Raw genomic sequence first — 22,712 nt, 5'->3', positions numbered from 1 at the left:
CAGCCGAAACTGACTGTCGCCGCTGGCCTCGATGGCAGGCAGGAGGACGAGGTCGCCCGGGCGGGCAGGCCGGATCGTCGGCGGAGCGGTCGCGTGGCGCACCCTCCCAGCCCACCCGCCGACGGCCCCGGCGTCAAACACGTTTCGCCGTGCCACATTCGGTGTTTGGTGGGCGGGGCGCCGGGCGGCAGAGTGCTCCCATGGCGCAGCTCGACCCGTTATCCCCCGGCCCGGCCGACTTGTCCCCCAGCCCGTCCGACGCTCGGTTCGACCCCGGGGTGGTGGATGCCCCGGAGCGGGACGAGGTCGACTTCCCGGCCGACCTGCTGCTGGGGGCGGCGACGTCGAGTCACCAGATCGAGGGCGCGATCGCGACGCGCGGCCCGTCGATCTGGGACAGCTTCGCCCGGCTGCCTGATCGCATCGAGCGCGGCGAGACCGCCGACATCGCCTGCGACCACGTCGCCCGGTTCCGGGAGGACGTCCAGCTCATGCGGGACATGAATCTGCAGTGCTACCGGCTGTCGCTGTCCTGGCCGCGGCTGCTGCCGACCGGGCGGGGCGAGGTCAACGGCGAGGGCGTCGTCTTCTACCGCTCGCTGCTGAAGGCGTGCAAGGACGCGGGGATCGCGACGTACGTCACCCTCTACCACTGGGATCTTCCCCAGGCCCTGGAGGACGCCGGGGGCTGGCGCAACCGGGAGACGGTGGCGGCGTTCGAGGCGTACGTCGACCTCGCCGCCGGCCGCCTCGGCGACCTGGTGGACGCCTGGATCCCGATCAACGAGCCGGAGTGCATCGCGTTCCTCGGCCATGACGCGGGGGTGCACGCGCCGGGGCTGCGGGACACCCGGGCCGCGTTCCGGGTGGCCCACCACCTCAATCTCGCGCACGGGCTGGCGGTGCAGCGGCTGCGCGCGCACGGCGCCCGGCGCATCGGCACCGCGCTGAACCTGGCCGTCAACCTGCCTGCGGCCCCGGATCACGCGCACCAGGAGGCGGCCCGGCTCGCCGATCTCGTACACAACGAGATCTGGCTCGGGCCGCTCATGGACGGCCGCTACTCGGAGGAGCTCGTCGAGCTCGCCCGGCCGATCGGCGACTGGGACTGGGTGCGCCCCGGGGACACCGAGATCGCCGCGACGCCCGTGGATTTCACCGGGGTGAACTACTACTTCCCGCGCCTGGTCGCCCCGCGTCGACCCATCGCGGCCTCGCTGTTCGGCCGCTGGCAGGACATCGCTGCGGATGAGGTCGCGCCGCCCGCCGACGCGCCGCGCACGGAGATGGGCTGGTGGGTGGAGCCGAAGGGACTGAGCCGGCTGATCCACGCCACCCATTGGCGCACCGGGCTACCGATCGTGGTCACCGAGAACGGCACCGCCACGGGCGACGAGCCCGGCACCGTGCTGGCCCCCGAGCGCCAGTTGGACGACGTCGACCGGGTCCGCTACCTGCACGATCACCTGGTCCAGGTGGCGGCCGTACGACGGGCCGGGGTGCCGGTGCAGGGGTACTTCGCGTGGTCCCTGCTGGACAACTACGAGTGGTCCTGCGGCTACCGGCCCCGGTTCGGGCTGGTGCACGTCGACTTCGGGACCGGCAAGCGGACGCCGAAGCGGTCCGCCAGCTGGTACACCGAGGTGGCCCGTACGCGGCGCCTGCCGGCAGCTCCCCCGGCGTACCGCGGCTTTCGTTCCGCGCCCGCCGCGCCCCGCGGACGCTGGCCGGGCGGCCCGTCCCCGACGCCCCCGCCGGAGTCCGCGCCCTCGGGACGAGTCGATCTGTGATCGTGCGGGCGGGGCCTCCCCGCCCACGCACGACTTATCCACAGGCCGACCGCTCACGACCTGCATGTTTGGTGCCATGGCACCCTTTGTGCAGGTCACGAACGGTCGTTGAGACATTCGAGGAACTCAGAGCGCGCGACGCGCTATGAGTCGGCGCGTCCCTGGGACCAAGGGCTCGCGCCCGCGGCGGCGGCGCGCAGCGCGTCGTACGTCGCCCGGTGGCTGCCTCGCGCGATCGGGACCTCGACGACCCGCAGGCCGCGCGGCGGGGTTCCGAGCGCGGCGGCCAGCTCGGCAGCCGAGGTAACGCGCTGATGCGGTACGCCGTGGGAGGCGGCCAGGGCCGCCAGGTCCGTGCCGGTCGGGGTGGCGAAGATCCGCTCGTGATGGCGTTCTCGGCCGGGCTCGCCGTACTCCAGCGTCGCGAAGATCCCCCCGCCGTCGTCGTTGGCGACGACGATCGTGAGGTCCGGCCGCGGCTCGCCCGGTCCGATGAGCAGGGCGTTGGTGTCGTGCAGGAAGGTGAGGTCGCCGACGAGCGCGTACGTCGGGGCGTCCCCCGCGAGCGCCATCCCGGCGGCGGTGGACACGCAGCCGTCGATGCCGGCCAGCCCCCGGCTGCCCACGACCTCGACGGCGTCGCCGACGCGGGCGATGTCGACGTCGCGGGCGGCGTTGCTGGACCCCACGAACAGCCGCGATCGCGCCGGCAGGGCCGCCAACACCGCACGGGCCAGGGCCGGCCCGGTGGGCGGCAGTGGTGGTGACGGAGAGGGCGGCGGCTGGGCGGCTGGCCCCTCCGCGGTCCCCGCATGGGCCCAGGCCAGCGCCGGCTCCACGGCGCGCGCGACCTCATGGCCGAGGCGTTGCCAGGCGCGGTACCACTCCTGGTCCGCGCCGCCCCGCACCGTCTCGATGCCGACGTTTCCCCGGCCGACGAGCGCGGCGTAGGGGAGCACGCGGGTGAGGAGGTGCGCGGGGTCGGGCCAGACGGTACGCCGGGTGACCAGCTCGACGTCTCCCCCGCCGGGCCGGGCCGCATGTTCGCGCAGCAGCCCCGCGAGGGCGCGGGTCAGGGACAGCCGGCCGACGACGAGGATCCGCTCCGGCGCGAGGTGCGCGAGCAGTCCGGGCACGGCGGCCACGAGGGGCGCGTGCGGGAGCGGTTCGCCCGCGTCTCGGCGCCCGAATGGCTCGGCGAGCACCGGCCAGCGGTGTTCCTGCGCCAGGCGCAGCACCTGTCGGGTGGCGGGCGGCGCGTCGAGGTCGCCGAGGACGACGAGGGTGCGCGGGACGTCCGCGACGGGATCGACGCCGGTCGTCGCGCGGGCCGACCACCACGGGGGCCTGGCCGGCGACGAGGTGCGGGTCCAGGGCCCGCCGTCCGGGCGGCCGGCGAACGACTCCGGAGCGACGTCGGCCCGCGGCCCGGGCGCAGCGGTGACCGGCCCGCCACCACTCGGCGCGGCGGCCAGCTCGGCGCCCAGGTCGGGGGCCAGCGGCTCGCGCAGGGGGACGTTGAGGTGTACCGGCCCCGGCTCCCCGCGGAGGTCGCCCAGCGCCGCGGCCCAGGCCCGGTCAATGGCCGTACGCCACGACGCCTGCCGGGCGGCACCGGGCTCCGGCGTACCGAGGTCGTGCTGCCAGCGCACCGCCCCGCCGAAGATCTTCACCTGATCGGTGGTCTGGTTGGCCTCGGTACCGCGCAGCTCGGGGGGCCGGTCGGCGGTGAGCAGGAGGAGGGGTACCCGGCCGTGGCTCGCCTCTAGAACCGCCGGATGGAGCTCGGCGACCGCCGTACCGGAGGTCGTCACGACCGGCACCGGCGTGCCCGTCGCCTTCCCCAGCCCCAGCGCGAGGAAGGCCGCGGACCGCTCGTCGACGCGGACGTGCAGCGTGAGCCGCCCCGTGGCATCGGCGTCCGCGAGCGCGTAGGCGAGCGGCGCCGACCGCGAACCCGGGCACAGCACGGCGTGCCGGCAACCGAGCCGGACCAGCTCGTCGACCAGCACCGTGGCGAGCGCCTCCGCCGGATTCACCCCAGGTCCCCCTCGTGAAGTCGCAGGTCGGGGTAGGGAATCGGCCGCTTGCCCACGGTCGCGGCCGCCTCCAAGCCGGCGAGACCCGCCTCCGGCCGGTCGTCCCCCAGGGCCAGCCGAGCGGCGATCGTCCCGGCGAGCACGGCGTACCCCTGCGCCGGCCAGCCCACCTCGGGCGCCGGACCCGGCACCGCGAACCCGCGCGGGGTGAACCCGGTCGGCAGCGGGCCGGACGGCACCGACCCGCCGGGCGCGACGATCGTCTGCCCGTCCCACGACAGCCCCGCGTCGCCGACGATGACGCACAGGGACGCGGGCAGGTAGCCGCCGTCCGCCATCGCGGCCGCGCCCGCCTGGTCGAGGATCACGACGTCGACGCGCCCGAGGTCGGCGTCGGTGAGCGTGGGCGGGTACGGCGTGAGCAGGGCGACGATCTGCAGGTCCCGGGCGTACGCCGCGTCGATCAGCACCATCGCCCGGGGCAGGGAGGACCAGTCGAGCAGCAGCACGTCGCCCGGCTGGAAGCCGTCGAGCGCCGCGACGTCGGCGAAGACCCCCTCGCCGGCGTCGGCGCCGGGCAGGAGGATGCTCTCCTCGCCGCCGGCCCCGGCGGGCAGCGACCGCAGCAGGCGGGCGGACTCGCCCGGCGTGGGCCGGACGGTGGTGACGTCGACGTCGGCCCGAGCGAGCCGGTCGCGGATGGCGCGGCCGGCCGCATCGGAGCCGACCGTGGCCACGCACCGGACGGTGGCTCCGGCGGCGGCCGCGGCGACCGCGGCAAGGGCCCCGGTGCCGGCCACCGACGCCCCGAGCGTGTGCGCGATGCGCAGGGCGGCGGGGCGGGGCAGGAAGTGATACTCCACGATCCGCTCCACGGCCACCCCGCCCGCGACCAGCACGCGTCCGCTCATGAGCGCCCAGCCTGGCATGCCTCTGGGGGGCGCCGACCGGGCACCCTGACGTGAGTTGACTCGTCTCGGGGCGAGTGGGCTCTTATGAGCACGGGTGCTCACCCGCCAGGACGAGAGCCGACACACCCAGGGACTCGCCGGGAGCGGCGGCCTGCCCGGCCAGGGGAGTCACGACTGCACCAGCGTCACGGGCATCGAGGAGTCGGCGGGGAGTCCGAGGTCGGACGGCGTGCGGCCGCGCGCCACCAGCTGCGCCCCCAGCGCGGCGATCATCGCGCCGTTGTCCGTGCACAGGCCGGGACGCGGCACCCGCAGCCGGATCCCGGCCGCCGCGCAGCGATCGGCCGCCATGGCCCGCAGCCGGGAATTCGCCGCCACGCCGCCGCCGATCAGCAGGTCCTCGACGCCGTTCTCCCGGCAGGCGAGGACCGCCTTGCGGGTCAGCACGTCGGTCACCGCCTCCTGGAAGCTGGCCGCGACGTCGGCGACGGGCACGGGCTCGCCCGCCCGCTGGCGCGCCTCGACCCACCGGGCGACGGCGGTCTTCAGGCCGGAGAAGCTGAAGTCGTACCGGTGCCGCTCCATGTCCCGGCCGCTGGTCAAGCCGCGGGGGAACTCGACGTACGCCGTCTGCCCCGGCCCGCCCGCCGGGTCCACGCCGGGCACCCCTTCGGCTCCGCGCGCGGCCCGGTCGACCCACGGACCGCCGGGGAACGGCAGCCCGAGCACGCGGGCGACCTTGTCGAAGGCCTCCCCCGCCGCGTCGTCGATCGTGCTGCCGAGGCTCGTGATGTCGGCGGTCACATCGGGGACGAGCAGCAGGCTGGAATGCCCCCCGGAGACGAGCAGGGCCATCGTCGGCTCGGGCAGCGGGCCGTGCTCGACGACGTCGACGGCGACGTGGCCGGCGAGGTGGTTGACCCCGTACAGCGGCTTGCCCAGCGCGACGGCGAGCGATTTGGCGGCGGCGGCGCCCACGAGCAGCGCGCCCGCGAGGCCGGGTCCGGCGGTGACGGCGATGGCGTCGAGGTCGTCGAGCCGTACGCCGGCGTCGTGGCAGGCCCGCTCCAGCGTGGGGACCATGGCCTCCAGGTGGGCGCGGCTCGCGACTTCCGGGACCACCCCGCCGAACCGGGCGTGTTCCTCGACGCTGCTCGCCACGGCGTCGACCAGCAGCGTCTCGCCGCGGACGATGCCGACGCCGGTCTCGTCGCAGCTCGTCTCGATGCCGAGGACCAGGGGGCCGTCGGGCGAGGTCGGCCGGATCGAAGGGGTCACGCGCGCAGGTCCTTTCGCATGATGACGGCGTCGACGTCGCCGGGCTGGTAGTAGCGGCGCCGGGTGGAGATCGTGCCGAACCCGCCGCGCTCGTAGAGTCCGCGCGCCGCCGTGTTGTCGGCGCGGACCTCCAGCATCAGGTGGTCGGCCCCGGCGGCGCGGGCGGTCTCTTCCAGCCAGGCCAGCAGGCGGCCGGCATGGCCGTGGCCGCGGTGGGTCGGGGCCACCGCGACGGTCATGACGTCGGCCACCTCGCCGCCCAGGTCCGCGCCGGCGTACCCGATGATCTCCGGTGCTGCGGTCGCGTCGCCGGGGGTCGAGGGGGGTGCCGCCAGCACGACGTACGCGCGCCGCGGCCGCCCCGCGAACTCCGCCCACCACGTCGCCTCCGACCAGGCGTCGACTGCGAACAGGCGGGCGTCGAGCGCGGCCAGGGCGGGGATGTCGGTCCAGGCGGCCTCGCGCAGGGTCACGTCCACGATGCGGCTCATTTGCGGCTCATCGAGGGCTCATTGGCCGCACAGCGCAGGCTCACCGGGCGGGCCGGGGGACGGTCACGGCCTTGGCGGGCGTGGGGACGGCGTCGGGGCGGCGCAGGTACCGCGGGGTGGCGTCGTCGAGGTCCATTCCCGCGGACAGCCGACGGACGGCGAGGTCGGCCATGGCCCCGGCGGCCACATCGAGGGGGCCGCGGGCGTGCGGGAGCGCCTCGGGGTACAGCCCGGGGCCGCGGCCGGCGCAGGGCAGGGTGCGCACGCTCTCGGGGAGGTCGGCGGCGCGGGCGACGGCCGGGCCGGCCGTCCGGACCGGCAATCGGTGGGGGCCGAGTTCGTAGCTGGCCCAGTACACCTCGCGGCGGCGCGCGTCGGTGGCCACGGCGATCGGGCCGGGGGTGGGTTCGTCGAGGCCGTGTGCGTACGCCGCGTGCGCGAGCGCGTCCAGGCTGCACACGCCGTACGTCGGGAGCCCCCGCGCCCACGCGAACACGCGGGCCGTGACGAGTCCGACGCGCAGGCCGGTGAAGGGGCCGGGACCCGTGCCGGCCACGACGTGCGTGACGTCCGCGGGGACGGCGCTTGCTGCAGTGAGCACCCTGCGCAGGGCCGGGGCGAGGTGCTCGGCGTGCCCGCGTGGGTCCAGGACGGTCTCCTCGGCGACCACCGTCGCCCCGTCATGGAGCGCGACGGTGATGGCGCTGGTCGCGGTGTCGATGGCCAGCAGAAGCACCCGCCCAGGCTAGTCCACCGCACTGGCGCCAGCAGAACGCGCCCACGACACCAGCCGGGCGGTCGTCGTGCTCCGGCGCTGCGCTTGCTCAACTCGGCGCCACGTTGGACGTTGTCGCGATGTGCGCCCTACCGGTGGTCGCGATGTGAGCCCTACCGGTGGCGCGTGGGGGGCGAATGCCGGCGGTGAGCACCGTTCGTGACCGTTACGTGACCTTTCGGCCCACATCGACCGTTCGTGACCTGCGCTTTGGGTGCCATGGCACCCTTTGCGCAGGTCACGAACGGTCGTCCCGATTACTCCTCCCAGCGCGGTCCGTGCCCGATCAGACGGACGACGCGCGGATCCTCAGCCGGTGCGTCCGTCTGCCCGTCGTCTCCGTGGAAGTCGCCGTCGTTGTCGCCGCTCATGGCCCTGGCGCCGACGGTCGCGGCCCCGGTCGGAAGACCGGTCGTGACCGTTGCGTGACCTTTAGCCCCCAAATGACCGTTCGTGACCTGCGCTTTGGGTGCCATGGCACCCTTTGGGCTGGTCGTGAGCGGTCGCTCGTCGGCCAGCGCGCGGGTCAGCTCGACCTCCAGCCAGCTGTCGGCCAGCGACTCGGCCAGGCCGTGGCCCCACTCGACGACCGTCACGCTGTCCTGCGTCGAGGCGTCGAGGTCCAAGTCGTCCAGCTCCAGCGCACCGCCCAGCCGATAGGCGTCCGCGTGCACCAGCGCTGGGCCGCCGACCAGCGACGGATGCACGCGCGCGATGACGAACGTGGGGCTCGTGATGGGCCCGCGGACACCGAGTCCCTCCGCCAGCCCCTGAGTCAGGGTCGTCTTGCCGGCGCCCAGCTCCCCCGTCAACACCACGACGTCGCCGGCGCGCAACCGGGCAGCGAGCGCCCGCCCCCAGGCCTGGGTGTCGCTCGCGCCGGCCAGGACGATGGGACCTTCCAGCTCGATGCTCACCGGGTCACGGTACGCCACGCCGTACGGCGTACGTCGTCGTCGCGAAGCCCCGCGAGAAGCCGCCTCCCGAGCGGGACTCAGCCGCGCTTGAGGTGCCGGCCGCGGCCGACCTCGCGCGCCTTGCGGCGGCGACCCACGTCGAGGTAGTGCACCGGCGCGCGGGCCTCGTCCGAGGAGTGCCCGGCGGCCGCGGCGCGGCAGGCGCGGACCGCCAGAGCAAGCAACTGCTCGTTCAGGATCTCTGGGTGCTCGAGCATGATGACGTGCCCGGCCTCCTCGATCACGACGTGCTCCGAGCCGGGCAGCAGCCGCACGATCGCATCGCTGTGCGAGGGCGGCGTCAGCTTGTCCGCGGCGCCGTTGAAAACCAGGGTCTCGATGCCGCGGAACGACCCGAGCGCCTCGCGCTTGTCGTGCCGGTCGAAGTGCGGCATCATCGCCGAGATGACCTCCATCCGCGTGGAGAAGATCATGTCGGTCGTCAGTTCGGCCACGCTCATCGGCACCGGGGACCCGAACGAGCCCCAGTCGACGATGAAGTTCATGACGTCCTTGCTGGCGCGCACCGTCCCGTCGACGGCCTCCTGGAAGCGCGCCAGCCGCCCGGCCGCCGCGGGCCCGAACGCGTGCACGGCCTTGCCCGCGGCTGCGCCCAACCCATAGGACACCGACGACAGCCCGCCCGTGCTCGTGGCGACGAAGGCGGCGCCCACCACGCGTTCCTTGACGTACTGCGGGAAGTCCAGGCCCAGCGCCATGATCGTCATGCCGCCCATCGAGTGCCCAACGAGCAGGATCGGGCCTTCGGGGACGACGGCGTCGAGGACGTACTTCAGGTCCCGCCCCAGCTGATCGATGTGGTAGCTGTCGGTGTCGCCCGTGCCAGACAGGCCGTGGCCACGCTGGTCCCAGAGCACGACCCGGTAGCCGGCCTCGCGCAGCGCCCGCCGCTGGAAGACCCAGCAGTCCAGGGACAGGCAGTAGCCGTGGCTGAACACGACGGTGGGTTTGGTCGCGCCGGACTCGTCCTCGGTCGCCGTGCCCCGCGGCTCGTCGATGACGACGTGCAGGGGGGTGCCGTCGCTGGAGCAGACGGTCTGTTCGTGGTCGGGGGTTTCGAAGTACGCCGACCGCCGGGTGACCCCTCGCTCGGCGTCCAGCGCCAGCGCGACGCGCCGATCGCGGCTCAGGCGATCGGCCGCGGCCCCTGCGGCCGCCGTCAGACCGGCTGCCGCCAGGCCGAGGCCCAGCCCGGTGAGTGCGCGAATTGCGCCGACGGGCGTCCCGCCCGATGACCCGGCCGTGCTCACGCGTCCCCCTCTCCATGGAACACCCGGGGTAGCCGGGTGCTCATTCGAGTGATGATCTCGTAGCTGATCGTGTCTGTCGCGTCAGCCCAGTCCTGCGCTGACGGTACGCCGGTCGCCGGGTCGCCGAACAGGACCACCTCGTCGCCCTCGCGGGCATCCGTGCGCGGCCCGAGGTCGAGGACGAACTGGTCCATGCACACCCGGCCCGCGATGGTCCCGGGCGTGCCTCGGGTGCTCGAGGCTCCGCTCCTGGGTCCGGCCAGCACGCTCACCGGGCCGACGTTGCTGGCCGCTCGCGGCACCCCGTCGGCGTACCCGATCGGCACGACGCCCACCCGGGTCGCCGCGGCCGTGGTGTATGCGTGGCCGTAGGAAAGCCCCTGGCCGGCCGGGACCTCCTTGACGAGCGCAAGGTCGGCCGAGCAGGTCATCGCGGGGCGCAGGCCGAAGTCCGCAGGCCCGCCCACCTGCGGCACCGGCGAGAGCCCGTAGACGGCCAGGCCGGGACGCACCAGGTCGTACGCGCAGTTGGGGTCGGTCAGCGTCGCGGCGGAGTTCGCGAGGGAACGGACCTGTACGTCGAGTCCGGCGCGCTCGCACGCGTCGAGGTGCCCCTCGAAGGTCTCCCACTGGGCGCGCACGGTGGGGTGTCCGGGGGCGTCGGCGTACGCGAAGTGGCTCATCACTCCGACAATCGTCACGATTCCGTCCGAATCGAGTTCGGCCGCGCGGCGGATCAGTTCGGTGGCGCCAGCTCCCAGCGCGCCGTTGCGGCCCAGGCCGGTGTCGAGCTTCAGGTGGACGCGCGCCGTACGTCCCGCCTCGCGAGCGGCGGCGGCGATCTCGTCCAGGGCCCAGGGCGCCGAGGCGGCGAGGTCGATGTCGGCGCGGATGGCGTCCGCGAAGGGCGCCCCGGGGGTGTGCAGCCACGACACGACGCGGCCGCCGACGCCGGCGCGGCGCAGGTCGCGCGCCTCGCCGAGCAGGGCCGTGCCCAGCCAGGTGGCACCGCCAGCGAGGGCGGCCCGGGCGCTCGGCACGAGCCCGTGACCGTAGCCGTCCGCCTTGACCACGGCCATCACCTGCGCGCCGCCGGCCCGGCGGCACAGCTCCGCCGTGTTGGTGGTGATGGCACCGAGGTCGATGGTCAACCGTGCCGGAGTCGGGCGGGGATCGGCCAGGCTCACGGTGGTGGTGCGGGGCGTCACCCCCGTTCCGTACTCGTCGGTCACCGTCCCAGTCTGGCTCAGGTGGTGCACGGACGGCGAGGCGGGGCGACCCCGGCGCACGTGATTCATCACGCACGGCGCAGATCGCGACGATTCAGGGCGGGCGGCACCCCACCGTGGCAGCGCGAGCCGCCCGGCCCCTGGGTGCATCAACGATCACTCTGCCGCGCGCCATCCCTACCGACGCGCGAGCGGCGGCGCCGGGTGCCCGATCATCCTCAACTGTCGCTGACCAAGAGATGGCAGCGTGGCGCCGAAGACCTTGCGAGGTCTAAACTCGTGGCGTGTGGATCGTCGACATCGAGCTGGTGGAGCCCTGGCTTCGCGGGCTTGACGACCGCTCACTGGAACAGGTGGTCGCGGCAATCGAGGTTCTGCAGGACCGAGGGCCGAGCCTGGGCAGGCCGCTGGGAGACACAGTGGCGGCGTCGCGGCATCGCAACATGAAAGAGCTCAGACCAGGCTCCGTCGGCCGCAGTGAACTGCGCATCCTGTTCGCGTTCGACCCGCAAAGGCAGGCGATCCTGCTGGTCGCCGGAGACAAGACCGGCAACTGGAGGCGCTGGTACGCCGAAAACATTCCAATCGCGGACGACCTGCTCGACGCCCACATCGACCGACTCCGACGAGATGAGAAAGGGTGACCACGATGACAAGGACGATTAAGGACCTTCTGGCCGAGCGGCCAGTGGACCGGGTACTCGTCGAGGCACACAAGGAGCGCCTGCTCGCTGAGGTCCGGGCATACAGACTCCGTGAGCTGCGCGAACAGGCTGGCCTGACGCAGGCACAGCTCGCTGAGCGCATCGGTGTCGGCCAGCGCCAGGTCTCCAAGATCGAAAATGGCGACCTCGACAACGCGAAGGTCAGCACCATCCGCGGCTATCTCGAAGCTGTCGGCGGCTCCATGTCCATCGAGTATGTCCTCGGCGACCAACGCGTACAGGTGGCATGACGCGCACCACGCCTATTGCCCCGCTGCGCCAGCTGCAACGCCCTCGGAGCCGCCGACTGCTCCGCACTCAACCGCACCATCGCCGCCGTGACCACACACCAGAGCCGAACGCCGACTCATGCCGGATGCGGGTCCTAGGCGACCCCCGCGTCCAGGACCGCCTGGAACTGCGCGAGCACCGCCTCGTCGCCCGAGCGAACGATGTTTCGATCGGCCCGCGTCCAGACGAGCAGGTCAAGGTCCTGCGCCGTGCCGGACACGGTCGCCTCCGGGGCGCCGCCGTCCGCCCGCACGCAGCCCGGATGGTCGGTGAAGGTCTGCCCCCAGGCCTGGCCGGACCAGCGCAGCGTGCGCACCGACCAGCGCTGCCCCGTGTCCGTCGCCACCAGCTCAACGGTGCCGGTCACCGTGCGCTCCGCCTCCGGCGGCACCCAATTCCACATGACGTCGATCATGTGGTCGATGCCCTGGGCCGCCACCCCGGCGGCGATGGGCCCGATCGGGACGCCGGCCGCCAGCTCGGCGTCGACCCGGTGCATCGTCGCCTCGTGCAGCTGCATCCGCTTGGTGAAGCCGACCGTCTGGTCTGGCGGGAACCAGCTCCACGCTTCCTCGTCGTCGGCACGGTCCGACAGCGCGCTGAGCAGATCCCCGGTCGCCTTCGCACGCAGCTCCAGCAACGTCGGCACATCGTCGGGCAGCTCGGGAGCGCTCTCCTCGAGCTCCCCGACGGCCGGGCCGAACAGCCGGTCGCCCACCACCGCCGCCCAGAACTGGTGCACCTGGGTGAGGTGCTTGAGCAGGTCCAGGGCGCTCCAGCCGGGACACGTGGGCACGCGGGCCGCGGGATCGGCGCTGCTCAGGACGTCGGCGAATCGGTCGGCCTCGGCGGCAATGACGGCGAGGCGGTCGCTGGAACCGCTGGGTTCGCTCATGCGGCACAGCCTAGAGGCGGGCACCGACAACCCTCGCGTGCTTTTCAGGGCCGTGGCCCGGACCGGGTCAGCGGCGCAGCAGGGTCGCCACCGTGGGGGCGATCGCCTGGGCGACCGCGAGCGCCCGCACGGGACCGCCCGGGTTGGCGGTCTCGCCCGCCACGCCGTGCACCAGGGCCGCCAGCGAGCCGGCGTCCAGCGGATCGAGCCCGGCCGCCAGCAGCGTGCCCGCCAGCCCGGCCAGCACATCGCCGGATCCTGCGGTGCCCAGCCACCCCGGCGCATCGGCCTGCGCGCGCACCGGCAGACCGCTGGCCGGCGGCGGCACGACGTACGTCGTGTGCCCCTTCAGCAGCACCGTCGCGTGCAACGCCGCCGCCGCCCGGCGGGCGTGCCCGACCGGATCCGCCTCGACGGCCGCCCGCGTCACCTCCGCCTCCTCGAGCCGCGCCAGCAGCCGCGCCAGCTCCCCCGCGTGCGGCGTGAGCAGCGTCCGCGCCCCCGCACCCGCCCGCGCCCGTCCAGCAGCGCCAACCCGCCCGCGTCGACGACGCACGGCAGCCCGGAGGCCAGCGCCTCCCGGGCATGCGCGAGCTGCGCCCCACCCGTCTCGGAGGAATCGTCCTGGTCCAGCCCCGGCCCGACCAGCCACGCCTGGACGCGCTGGCCCTGCCCCGGCATGCCCAGCACGGCCTCGGGCACGGCCGTGCGCACCAGCCACGTCGGCTCGTGCGGCCCGACGTACCGCACCATTCCCGCCCCCGCGCAGACGGCCGCGGTCACGGCGAGGATGGCCGCACCGGTGTACCCCTGGCCGCCGGCCACGATCCCGAGCACGCCCCGGGCGTACTTGTCGTCGGTCGGCCCCGGCACCGGCCACAGCGCCGCGACGTCGTCGTGCTCCAGCCGCTCCGCCGCCGGCGCGGTCGTCGGGCTCAGGCCGATGTCGACCATGGTCAGAGCGCCGCACCGATCGGCCGTCGCCAGCAGATGCACCGGCTTCGCCAGCCCGAACGTCACCGTCTCATCCGCCCACACGCCGGGGGAATCGACGACCTCGCCCGCAGGGTCCGCCCCGCTCGGTAGGTCGACCGCGATCACGTAACAGTCCCCCGGAACGACCGCGAGCAGCTCCTCGATCGTCTCGGCGGAGTCCGGCGCCCAACCCGCGCGGCCGCCGATGCCGGTCAACCCGTCGAGCAGCAGGGTCGCCTCCGCGACGGCCGAGACCGCCGCCGCGGCCTCGGCGGCTCCCGCGCCGGTGTCCACGATCCGTACGCCGTGCCGCCGCGCCGCCTTCAACCCGCCGGGGTGCACCCCCCGCGGCGAGACCAGGACCCCGGCCACCTCATCGGCCGCACCTTTGCGGGCCAGCCGGGCCAGCGCGTAGAGCGTGTCGCCCCCATTGCCTCCCGAGCCCACCAGGCCCACCACGCGGCGGCCACCCCCGCGCGGCATCCCCCGCAGGCGCGCTCGCGCCACCGCGGCGAGCCCCTTGGCCGCGCGCTGCATGAGTTCGCCGTCGGGCAGCGTGGCCATCGCGGCCGCCTCGGCCTCCCGCACGTCCGGCACCGACCACGCCTGCAGCATCGCGACCTCCACGCTCGCCAGGGCGGCCGGGACCTCGCCCCGACCACCGCGTCAGCACTCGTCAGCCCTCGTGAGGCCCCGTCAGCCCTCGTCGTACGGTCAGCCCTCGGCGACGACGAAGGCGATGGCCAGCCCACCGTCGTGCGACAACGAGACGTGCAGTCGCCGTACGCCGAGTTCCGCCGCCCTCGCCGCCACGCTACCGGTCAGGTGCAGCGAGGGGGCGCCGTACTCGTCGGTGCGCACCTCCACGTCCCGCCACCCGAGGCCGCCCCTCGTGGCCAGGGCCTTGGCCACGGCCTCCTTCGCAGCGAAGCGCGCCGCCAACGACTCCACCGGCAGGTCGGCCTCGACGGGCGAGAACAGCCGCTCCCGCAGCCGCGGCGTCCGCTCCAGCGACTGCGCCATCCGCGTGATCTCGCAGACGTCGGTGCCGACCCCGATGATCACTGCACTGCGCGCGTCGTCACTCGACCGTGACGGACTTCGCCAGGTTGCGCGGCTGGTCCACGTCCAGGCCCTTCGCACCGGCCAGCTCGCACGCGAACACCTGCAGCGGCACGATCGTCAGCAACGGCGCCAGCAGCGGCGAAGTCGCCGGCACGCGGATCACCTCGTCCGCAAACGGCACGACCGCCTCGTCGCCCTCCTCCGCGATCACCAGCGTGCGGGCTCCCCGCGCGCGGATCTCCTGGATGTTGGAGACGACCTTGTCGTGCAGGTTGTACGGCGTGCTCGGCGACGGCACCACGATGAACACCGGCTGCCCCGGCTCGATCAGCGCGATCGGGCCGTGCTTGAGCTCGCCGGCGGCGAAGCCCTCGGCGTGGATGTAGGCGATCTCCTTGAGCTTGAGCGCACCCTCCAGGGCGATCGGGTAGCCCACGTGCCGGCCGAGGAAGAGCACCGAGCGGGTGTCCGCCATGAACCGCGCGATCTCCCGCACGCGCTCCATCTGGCCGAGCAGCGTCTCCACCTTCGCGGGGATGCCGGACAGCTCGCGCATCACGGCCTGGGCCTGGTCGGCGTACGACCCGCCGCGCAGCTGCGCGAGGTAGAGCCCCAGCAGGTAGCAGGCCGCGATCTGCGCCGTGAACGCCTTCGTCGAGGCCACCGCGATCTCCGGCCCGGCGTGCGTGTAGAGCGCCGCGTCCGACTCGCGCGGGATCGTCGCGCCGTGCGTGTTGCAGATGGAGACCGTGAGGGCGCCCAGCTCGCGGGCGTGCTTCACCGCCATCAGGGTGTCCATGGTCTCGCCGGACTGGCTGATCGAGACGACCAGCGTGTTCTCGTCGACGACCGGGTCGCGATAGCGGAACTCGTGGGCCAGCTCGACCTCGACGGGGATGCGGGTCCAGTGCTCGATCGCGTACTTCGCCGTCAGCCCCGAATAGAACGCCGTGCCGCACGCGACGATGACGATCTTGTCGACCGCGCGCAGGCGCTCCGGCTCGATGCGCATCTCGTCGAGGACCAGCTGGCCGTCCTCGTCGGTGCGACCCAGCAGCGTGTCCCCGATGGCGTGCGGCTGCTCCAGGATCTCCTTCACCATGAAGGAGCTGTGCCCGCCCTTCTCGGCCTGCGCAGCGTCCCAGGTCACCTCGAACCGCTTGCCCTGCGCGGGTGCGCCGTCGAAGCCGATGACCGACACGTCGTCCTTGGTGATCGTGACGATCTGGTCCTGGTCGACCTCCATGGCGGACTTCGTGTGCCCGATGAAGGCCGCGACGTCGCTGCCGAGGAAGTTCTCGCCCTCGCCGAGCCCGATGACCAGCGGGGAGTTGCGCCGCGCGGCGACCACGGTGCCCGGGTCGTCGGCGTGGACGGCGAGGAGCGTGAAGGCGCCCTCGAGCTGGTTGACCGTCGCGCGCATGGCCTCGGTCAGGTCGCCCTTCTCGGCGTACGCACGAGCCACCAGCTGGGCCGCCACCTCGGTGTCGGTCTCCGAGCGGAAGTCCACCCCGGACTCCAGCAGCTCGGACTTCAGCGCGTGGAAGTTCTCGATGATGCCGTTGTGGATGAGGGCCAGCCGGTCGTCGGTGCCCCCCAGGTGCGGGTGGGCGTTGGTGTCCGTCGGGCCGCCGTGGGTGGCCCACCGGGTGTGCCCGATGCCGGTGCCGGCGGCGGGCAGCGGGTGCGCCTCGATCTCGGCGCGCAGATTGGCGAGCTTGCCGGCCTTCTTCGCGGAGGCGATGCCCTGACCCGCGACGAGCGCGACGCCGGCGGAGTCATATCCCCGATATTCCAGGCGCGCGAGGCCCTCCATGATGACGTCGAGAGCGCGCTGGTCGGCCCCTGACCCTACATAACCCACGATCCCACACATATGACCAAGTGTAAGCGAGCGATGCCGGTGGCCCCTGACAGGTACATTCGGCCCTCTTGCGGCGGGGTGGTGCGGAAGAATGCCCGCGTGTCCCACTCCCACGACTCGATCCCGTCGCCCTATGTGGAGCTGGATCGGTCCGACTGGGCCCGCCTGCGCGAGACGCGGCCGCTGCAGCTCACCGACGCCGACGTCGCCCGACTCGCGGGTCTCGGCGAACAGATCGACCTGCGCGAGGTCGAAGAGGTCTACCTGCCGCTGTCCCGGCTGCTCAACTTCTACGTCGAGGGCGTCAGCTCGCTGCACACGGTGACCAGCAACTTCCTCGGCGAACGCCCGGAGCGTACGCCGTTCGTGCTCGGCGTCGCGGGCTCCGTCGCGGTCGGGAAGTCGACGACGGCCCGGCTCCTGCGCGAGATGCTGGCCCGCTGGCCAAGCACGCCGCACGTCGAGCTGGTGACCACGGACGGGTTCCTCTACCCCAACGCGGAGTTGCAGCGCCGCGGCATCCTCGCACGCAAGGGCTTTCCGGAGAGCTACGACCAGCGCGCGCTGCTGCGGTTCGTCGCCGAGGTCAAGGCGGGCGCGGAATTGGTCACGGCGCCCGTCTACAGCCACCTCGTCTACGACATCATTCCGCACGCGAAAATCGAGGTACGCCGTCCCGACGTGCTCATCGTCGAGGGGCTCAACGTGCTGCAGAGCCCGCGGTTGCGCCCGGACGGCCGCTACGGGTTAGCCGTGTCGGACTTCTTCGACTTCTCCGTGTACGTTGACGCCCGCATCGAACACATCAAGAAGTGGTACGTCGAGCGGTTCCTCAAGCTCCGGCGTACGGCGTTCGCGGACCCCGGCAGCTACTTCCACCGGTACGCCTCCCTGTCGGACGAGGAGGCCATGGCGACGGCCGCCACGATCTGGGAGTCGATCAACGAGCCCAACCTGCGCCAGAACGTGCTGCTGACCCGGGCCCGCGCCACGCTCGTGCTGACCAAGGGCGCCGACCACAGCGTGGAGAACGTGCGGCTGCGCAAGCTCTGAAGCCATCGATCACCCGCGGACGCCCGGCGCACGCGGTGACCATGGAACGGCGGCCCCTGGAACGGAGGGATGTCCAGGGGCCGCCGGGTCGAAGGGCCCGCCTGCCGTCTGGCTGCGGGCTGGGCGGGGCTGCTGTCGCGCCGGGCCGGCTCAGTACCAGTTGTTGGCGTAGTGGAAGTTCAGCGCGCTGCACGGAGTCCCGTATACGGACTTGATGTAGCCCAGCCCCCAGGTCATCTGGGTCACCGGATTGGTGCGCCAGTCCGCCGCGACGGTGGCCATCTTCTCGGCGGGCAGCGCCTGCGGAATCCCGTACGCCCCCGAACTGGGGTTGGTCGCGGTGTATCGCCAGGTGCTCTCCTTGTGCCACAGGGTCTGCAGACACGTGTACTCCCCGCCGGTCCAGCCCCGCTGGGCCGCCAAGGTGCGCGCGGTCCCCTGCGGGTCGGCCTGCGCGGCCGCCACCGCGGCGGCGTACGTGGCCTTCGCCTGCTCGGCGGCCTTGGCCTGCGCCTGCGCCCGGGCCAGCGCGGCCGCCCGCTCGGCGTCGCGCGCCGCGTGGACCTGGTCGGCCAGCCACACGGCCATGGGAACGGCCCGCTGCGGGGGCTGGGCCGCGGCTTGCGCGTTCTCGCGCAGGCCGTCGGCCGGGGCGGCCCCGGACAGCGTCAACGCGGCGGCCTGCGCCATGGCCGGGAGCTCGCCGGAGAACGTCATGCTCCCGCCCAGGGTCAGGGCGGTCACGCCGGCGACGGCGTACGCGCCCTGCCGTCGACGCGATCCCGCGGACGGTACGGCGTGCCGGCCGCGCGGCCGACCCGGCCGCCACGCGAACCAGGCTTCGAACATGGGGCGCCACGTGCGGGGCGAGGCACCGAGAGGGGGCGCGGCGCGATGGGCGCCACGGATGTGCGACACGAACAGACCTCCGTCGTAGGGCGACGTTCGATCCGTACGGCGTGCTGCTTCCCCCGCGCGCGCGTCGCCCCCAGCAGACGCCCGCGATCTCCGTTATCGGATCGAGACCTGCGTCAGCTTGGCACCGACTTGGACGACCGACCAAATTCGCGTCTCGACATCCGGGCGGGACCTCCCCGGAGGCGGGCGCCGGCAATCAGCTGTCGCCGCCCTCCAGCAGCTCCGTGACGAGGGCCGCGATCGGGCTGCGCTCGCTGCGGGTCAGGGTGACGTGCGCGAACAGGGGGTTGCCCTTGAGCGTCTCGATGACCGCGGCCACCCCGTCGTGGCGGCCGACGCGCAGGTTGTCGCGCTGCGCTACGTCGTGGGTCAGCACGACCCGCGAGTTCTGTCCGATCCGCGAGAGGACCGTCAGCAGCACGTTACGTTCGAGCGACTGGGCCTCGTCGACGATGACGAACGCATCGTGCAGCGACCGCCCGCGGATGTGGGTCAACGGCAGCACCTCGAGCATCCCTCGGTCGAGGACCTCGTCGACGACCTCGCTGCTCACCACGGCCGACAGGGTGTCGAAGACCGCCTGCGCCCACGGGTTCATCTTCTCGGCCTCGGTGCCGGGCAGGTAGCCGAGGTCCTGGCCGCCCACGGCGTACATCGGCCGGAAGATCAGCACCCGGCGGTGCTGGCGCCTCTCCAGGACCGCCTCCAACCCCGCGCACATGGCCAGCGCACTCTTGCCCGTGCCCGCGCGACCGCCCAGGCTGACGATGCCCACGTCAGGGTCGAGCAGCAGGTCGAGGGCGACGCGCTGCTCCGCGGAGCGGCCGTGCAGGCCGAACGCGTCGCGGTCGCCGCGGACGAGCCGTACGGCGCCGTCGGGAGCCACCCGGCCCAGGGCGCTGCCGCGCGGGGAGGCCAGCACGAGGCCCGTGTGTACGGGCAGCTCCTGGGCGCCCTCGAGGAGGACGCGGCCGTGCTCGTAGAGCTCGTCGATCTCGCGCGCCTCGACCTCCAGCTCGGCCATCCCGGTCCAGCCGGAGTCGACCGCGAGTTCGGCGCGATATTCCTGCGCGTCCAGACCCATGGCCGAGGCCTTGATCCGCATCGGAAGGTCCTTGCTGACCACGACCACGTCGCGGCCGCCCACGGACAGGTTCTTGGCCACCGCGAGGATGCGGCTGTCGTTGTCGCCCAGGCGGAATCCGGCCGGGAGGTGCTGCAGGTCCTGGTGGTTCAGCTCGACGTGCAGGCTGCCGCCGGTGTCACCGACCGGGACGGGCTGGTCGAGGTGGCCGTGCTGGATCCGCAGATCATCGAGCAGGCGCAGGGCGGACCGCGCGAAGTAGCCCAGCTCGGGATGGTGTCGCTTCGCCTCCAGCTCGGTGATGACCACCACCGGCAGGACGACGTCGTGCTCCGCGAAGCGGAGCATAGCCCGCGGATCGGACAACAGGACCGAGGTATCGAGCACGTACGTGAGGGTCCCCCCGCCCCCGGCCGGCCCCGGTGCGCTCCTGGCCCCCGGTGCGGTGGGGCCGTGCGCGGCTCGGGACGGACGGGATGCGCTCATGCAGCTGCCCCTTCGGTTCGGTCCGTCGGACGCCCCCCGCGACCGACGCTGATGATGGCCACGCTACGTGCGGCGACCGGGCCTCGCGCGTCGGCGCACCGCGGGCCACCTCGACGCTGGCAACTGTTCACCGGGACGTCAGCGTCGCGGCGTCGGGTCGGCTGGCGGGCCGGTCGCCCCTGCCGCCCCGGTCGCCTCGGGCACCCCGGTCGCCTCGGCGGCCACGGCCGCTTCGGCCACCCCTACCGCTTCGGGTCCGCCGGGGCCCGCCGCCGGGGGCGCCCCGGCGGGGCTGCCCACCGCCCACGGGTTCGCCCCCAGCAGGCCGCTCGGTGTCATGGCCTGGGCCGGGCGCCGGAACAGGCCCTGCACGCTCCAGACCACCAGGGCCAGCGTCGAGACGATGAGGGCGGACCGATCGTTGCTGAACGCGGCGTCGATCATCGAATAGGTGCACAGGAACAGGGAGACGTACACCGCCGCCCGGAACGTGCGCCGGTCCATCTTTGTCGAGGCCAGCAGCGTCCCGCCCCAGAGCATGTACCAGGGGTGGATCACCGGCCCGCACAGGCAGAACCCGATGAGGGCCAGCGAGCTGGCCATGACCGGCCGGCGCGGGGCGAGGCTGAACGTCAACCACAGGGCGAGCCCGAAGAACGTCACCAGCCCGATGCTGTTCATCAACGGCACCGGGACTAGCTGCACCGACTTGGGCAACCCCAGGATCAGGAAGCTGCCCTCGAAAATGCTCCCGACCAGCGTGGTCGGGGCCAGCAGCGAGCGGATCGAGGCCGGCACCGACAGGTTCGGGATCCACCCCCAGCCCAGGCCGGTCGCCAGGGTGATGGCCTCGAAGGCGGCCAGGCACACGCCGGTGCCGGCGAGCAGCCCCAGCAAATACGGGCGTCGCTGGACCGAGCCGGTCCGGTAACGGATGCCCAGCGCTACGACGCCGATGATGGCCATGATCGCCGTCTGTTTGATCGTGGCGGCGCCCCCGAGCGCGACGCAGCCGAGCAGGAGGTGCCCGCGGCTGGCCAGGAGCAGCGCGAAGACCGTCAGCGCGACCATCATCGCGTCGTTATGCATCCCGCCCACGATGTGCATGATCGCCAGCGGGTTGAGGACGCCGAGCCAGGTGGCCTGCTGCCGGCTCACGCCGACCCGCCCCGCCAGGCGCGGCAGGGCGTAGGCGATCAGGGCCATCGAGGCCAGCGCCGGGATCCGCATGGCCAACGCCCCTGCATAGGCATTGGGCTCGGTCAGCGCGACCACCAGGTGTTGCACCTGTAGGGCCAGCGGCCCGTACGGCGCCGGCGTCCAGAACCACATGAGGTCGACCTGGTCGGCGTACTCGCTCCCGGGCAGCGCCATCGGCCCCGACTGATAGGGATCCATCCCGCGCATGACGATCATGCCCTGCGCCGCGTAGCTGTAGGCGTCGCGGCTGAACAGCGGCGGACACAGCAGCAGCGGCAGGGCCCAGATGACCCAGGTGACCGGCGGTGCGGTCTCCCCCGCCGCGATGGGCCGCAACCGCAGCCAGGTGTCGAGGAGCAGGATCACCCCGACCGAGAGCACCACCGTCGCGGCGAAGCGGGGCACGCCGCCCTGCAACCACTGCAGGTGCAGGGCGCGCACGATCGGCGCGTTCTCGCTCGATCCGCGACTGTCGACGGGCAGGAACGCGGGGGTCATGGAGCCGAGGGCGATCAGCGCGGTCGCGAGCAGGCCCCGGCGGACCAGGGGCATGCGCCAGGCGTGCGCGAGGTCGGCGCGTAGGAAGGCCAGCGCGATGGGCAGGTTGGGTCGGGGCAGCCGCGGCGGGCGGCGCGGCCCCTCGCGCATGCTCATCACCGGTCGCTCCTCATGTGCCGAAGCGACGTTCCCGGTCGGCGAACGACCGCAGGGCGCGAAGGTAGTCGACTCGCCGGAAGTCCGGCCAGTACGCCTCGCAGAAGTAGAACTCGCTGTGGGTGCTCTGCCACAGCAGGAATCCCCCGATCCGCTGCTCGCCCGACGTACGGATCACCAGATCCGGGTCGGGCTGTCCTTTGGTGTAGAGATGCTCGGCGATGTCGCTGGGGTCGAGGGTGTCCGCGACCTCCGCGAGCGTGCGGCCCTCGGCGTCCGCCTCGCGGAGCAGGGACCGTACGGCGTCCGCGATCTCGTGCCGACCGCCGTAGCCGACCGCGATGTTGACGACGAGGCCCTCCACGTCGGCCGTGGTCGCGGCGCAGTCCGCCAGTCGCTTCGCCGTGTCCGCGGGCAACAGGCGCCGGGCCCCGACGATGTTCACCCGCCAGCGTCTGGACTCGGCGAGCTCCGCGACGACGTTCTCGATGATCCGCAGCAGGGGAGCCAGCTCCTCCTCGCCGCGCCGCAGGTTGTCGGTCGAGAGCAGCCACAGCGTGACCACCTCGACGCCGGCCTCCTCGCTCCACCCCAGGAACGGGACGATGTTGTCGGCGCCGGCCTGGTGGCCCTCGGCCGTGCCGGCACCCTTCTCCCGCGCCCAGCGCCGATTGCCGTCGAGCATGACCCCGACGTGACGGGGCACCCGGTCGGGGCGTAGGCCCGCCGCGAGGCGCCGCGCGTACGCCCCATAGATGAGGTCACCCAGGCCCACCGAACGCT

General features: G+C 73.2%; 17 protein-coding genes and 3 pseudogenes. 4 read left to right on the top strand and 16 right to left on the bottom strand.

Annotated features, from left to right (window positions below):
• Positions 1 to 200: 200 nt before the first annotated feature.
• Positions 201 to 1,790 carry a beta-glucosidase gene (locus IPK37_12900; GenBank protein ID QQR99865.1) on the top strand — a complete coding sequence of 530 codons (1,590 nt, stop codon included), beginning with the start codon at positions 201 to 203 and terminating at the stop codon, positions 1,788 to 1,790.
• A gap of 143 nt (positions 1,791 to 1,933) precedes the next feature.
• On the opposite strand, the gene menD is transcribed toward IPK37_12900, so the two are convergent.
• From menD to alr, 8 genes and pseudogenes are all read right to left on the bottom strand, one after another.
• Complete coding sequence (menD, locus tag IPK37_12895) at positions 1,934 to 3,829, bottom strand: 2-succinyl-5-enolpyruvyl-6-hydroxy-3-cyclohexene-1-carboxylic-acid synthase (GenBank protein ID QQR99864.1); 1,896 nt, start codon at positions 3,827 to 3,829, stop codon at positions 1,934 to 1,936.
• On the bottom strand, positions 3,826 to 4,740 hold the full coding sequence (locus IPK37_12890; GenBank protein ID QQR99863.1) for a hypothetical protein: 915 nt from the start codon (positions 4,738 to 4,740) through the stop codon (positions 3,826 to 3,828). The genes menD and IPK37_12890 overlap by 4 nt, the downstream gene beginning before the upstream one ends.
• Positions 4,741 to 4,908: 168 nt before the next feature.
• Positions 4,909 to 6,006 (bottom strand): tRNA (adenosine(37)-N6)-threonylcarbamoyltransferase complex transferase subunit TsaD, encoded by a 1,098-nt coding sequence (tsaD, locus tag IPK37_12885; protein QQS02857.1) that lies wholly within the window; start codon positions 6,004 to 6,006, stop codon positions 4,909 to 4,911.
• Positions 6,007 to 6,014: 8 nt separating this feature from the next.
• Positions 6,015 to 6,509 (bottom strand): GNAT family N-acetyltransferase, encoded by a 495-nt coding sequence (locus tag IPK37_12880; protein QQR99862.1) that lies wholly within the window; start codon positions 6,507 to 6,509, stop codon positions 6,015 to 6,017.
• A 40-nt stretch (positions 6,510 to 6,549) separates the two neighbouring features.
• The gene (gene tsaB, locus IPK37_12875) at positions 6,550 to 7,245 is read right to left on the bottom strand and encodes a tRNA (adenosine(37)-N6)-threonylcarbamoyltransferase complex dimerization subunit type 1 TsaB (GenBank protein ID QQR99861.1); all 696 of its coding nucleotides are present in this window, start codon (positions 7,243 to 7,245) and stop codon (positions 6,550 to 6,552) included.
• A gap of 557 nt (positions 7,246 to 7,802) precedes the next feature.
• A pseudogene (gene tsaE / locus IPK37_12870) lies at positions 7,803 to 8,177 on the bottom strand (tRNA (adenosine(37)-N6)-threonylcarbamoyltransferase complex ATPase subunit type 1 TsaE).
• Positions 8,178 to 8,278: 101 nt separating this feature from the next.
• Positions 8,279 to 9,511 (bottom strand): alpha/beta hydrolase, encoded by a 1,233-nt coding sequence (locus IPK37_12865; GenBank protein QQR99860.1) that lies wholly within the window; start codon positions 9,509 to 9,511, stop codon positions 8,279 to 8,281.
• Complete coding sequence (gene alr / locus IPK37_12860) at positions 9,508 to 10,809, bottom strand: alanine racemase (protein ID QQR99859.1); 1,302 nt, start codon at positions 10,807 to 10,809, stop codon at positions 9,508 to 9,510. The genes IPK37_12865 and alr overlap by 4 nt, the downstream gene beginning before the upstream one ends.
• A gap of 215 nt (positions 10,810 to 11,024) precedes the next feature.
• On the opposite strand from alr, the gene IPK37_12855 reads away from it, so the two are divergent.
• Both IPK37_12855 and IPK37_12850 read left to right on the top strand, forming a co-directional pair.
• Positions 11,025 to 11,384, top strand: a complete 360-nt coding sequence (locus tag IPK37_12855) for a type II toxin-antitoxin system RelE/ParE family toxin (GenBank protein ID QQR99858.1) — start codon at positions 11,025 to 11,027, stop codon at positions 11,382 to 11,384.
• Between the two features lie 5 nt (positions 11,385 to 11,389).
• Positions 11,390 to 11,695 (top strand): helix-turn-helix transcriptional regulator, encoded by a 306-nt coding sequence (locus IPK37_12850; protein QQS02856.1) that lies wholly within the window; start codon positions 11,390 to 11,392, stop codon positions 11,693 to 11,695.
• A 134-nt stretch (positions 11,696 to 11,829) separates the two neighbouring features.
• On the opposite strand, the gene IPK37_12845 is transcribed toward IPK37_12850, so the two are convergent.
• From IPK37_12845 to glmS, 4 genes and pseudogenes are all read right to left on the bottom strand, one after another.
• On the bottom strand, positions 11,830 to 12,630 hold the full coding sequence (locus IPK37_12845; GenBank protein QQR99857.1) for a maleylpyruvate isomerase family mycothiol-dependent enzyme: 801 nt from the start codon (positions 12,628 to 12,630) through the stop codon (positions 11,830 to 11,832).
• A gap of 67 nt (positions 12,631 to 12,697) precedes the next feature.
• Positions 12,698 to 14,220 (bottom strand): annotated as a pseudogene (locus IPK37_12840) (bifunctional ADP-dependent NAD(P)H-hydrate dehydratase/NAD(P)H-hydrate epimerase).
• A gap of 99 nt (positions 14,221 to 14,319) precedes the next feature.
• Positions 14,320 to 14,670 (bottom strand): holo-ACP synthase, encoded by a 351-nt coding sequence (locus tag IPK37_12835; protein QQR99856.1) that lies wholly within the window; start codon positions 14,668 to 14,670, stop codon positions 14,320 to 14,322.
• A gap of 16 nt (positions 14,671 to 14,686) precedes the next feature.
• Positions 14,687 to 16,546: a glutamine--fructose-6-phosphate transaminase (isomerizing) gene (glmS, locus tag IPK37_12830; GenBank protein ID QQR99855.1), complete on the bottom strand. Its 1,860-nt coding sequence runs from the start codon at positions 16,544 to 16,546 to the stop codon at positions 14,687 to 14,689.
• 21 nt (positions 16,547 to 16,567) lie between these two features.
• Between glmS and IPK37_12825 the strand changes: the two genes are divergently transcribed.
• Complete coding sequence (locus IPK37_12825) at positions 16,568 to 17,587, top strand: type I pantothenate kinase (GenBank protein ID QQR99854.1); 1,020 nt, start codon at positions 16,568 to 16,570, stop codon at positions 17,585 to 17,587.
• 150 nt (positions 17,588 to 17,737) lie between these two features.
• On the opposite strand, the gene IPK37_12820 is transcribed toward IPK37_12825, so the two are convergent.
• From IPK37_12820 to IPK37_12805, 4 genes and pseudogenes are all read right to left on the bottom strand, one after another.
• A complete protein-coding gene (locus tag IPK37_12820; protein ID QQR99853.1) occupies positions 17,738 to 18,436 on the bottom strand; it encodes a hypothetical protein in 699 nt (232 codons plus the stop codon).
• A 265-nt stretch (positions 18,437 to 18,701) separates the two neighbouring features.
• A complete protein-coding gene (locus tag IPK37_12815; protein QQR99852.1) occupies positions 18,702 to 20,075 on the bottom strand; it encodes a PhoH family protein in 1,374 nt (457 codons plus the stop codon).
• A 297-nt stretch (positions 20,076 to 20,372) separates the two neighbouring features.
• A pseudogene (mptB, locus tag IPK37_12810) lies at positions 20,373 to 21,923 on the bottom strand (polyprenol phosphomannose-dependent alpha 1,6 mannosyltransferase MptB).
• Positions 21,924 to 21,942: 19 nt separating this feature from the next.
• The gene (locus tag IPK37_12805) at positions 21,943 to 22,704 is read right to left on the bottom strand and encodes an isoprenyl transferase (GenBank protein QQR99851.1); all 762 of its coding nucleotides are present in this window, start codon (positions 22,702 to 22,704) and stop codon (positions 21,943 to 21,945) included.
• Positions 22,705 to 22,712: the final 8 nt, after the last annotated feature.

It is taken from the genome of Austwickia sp. (genome assembly GCA_016699675.1).
GTDB lineage: Bacteria > Actinomycetota > Actinomycetes > Actinomycetales > Dermatophilaceae > Austwickia.
Note: the sequence above shows the minus strand (reverse complement) of the source record. Positions and strands in the feature narration are given on the sequence as shown.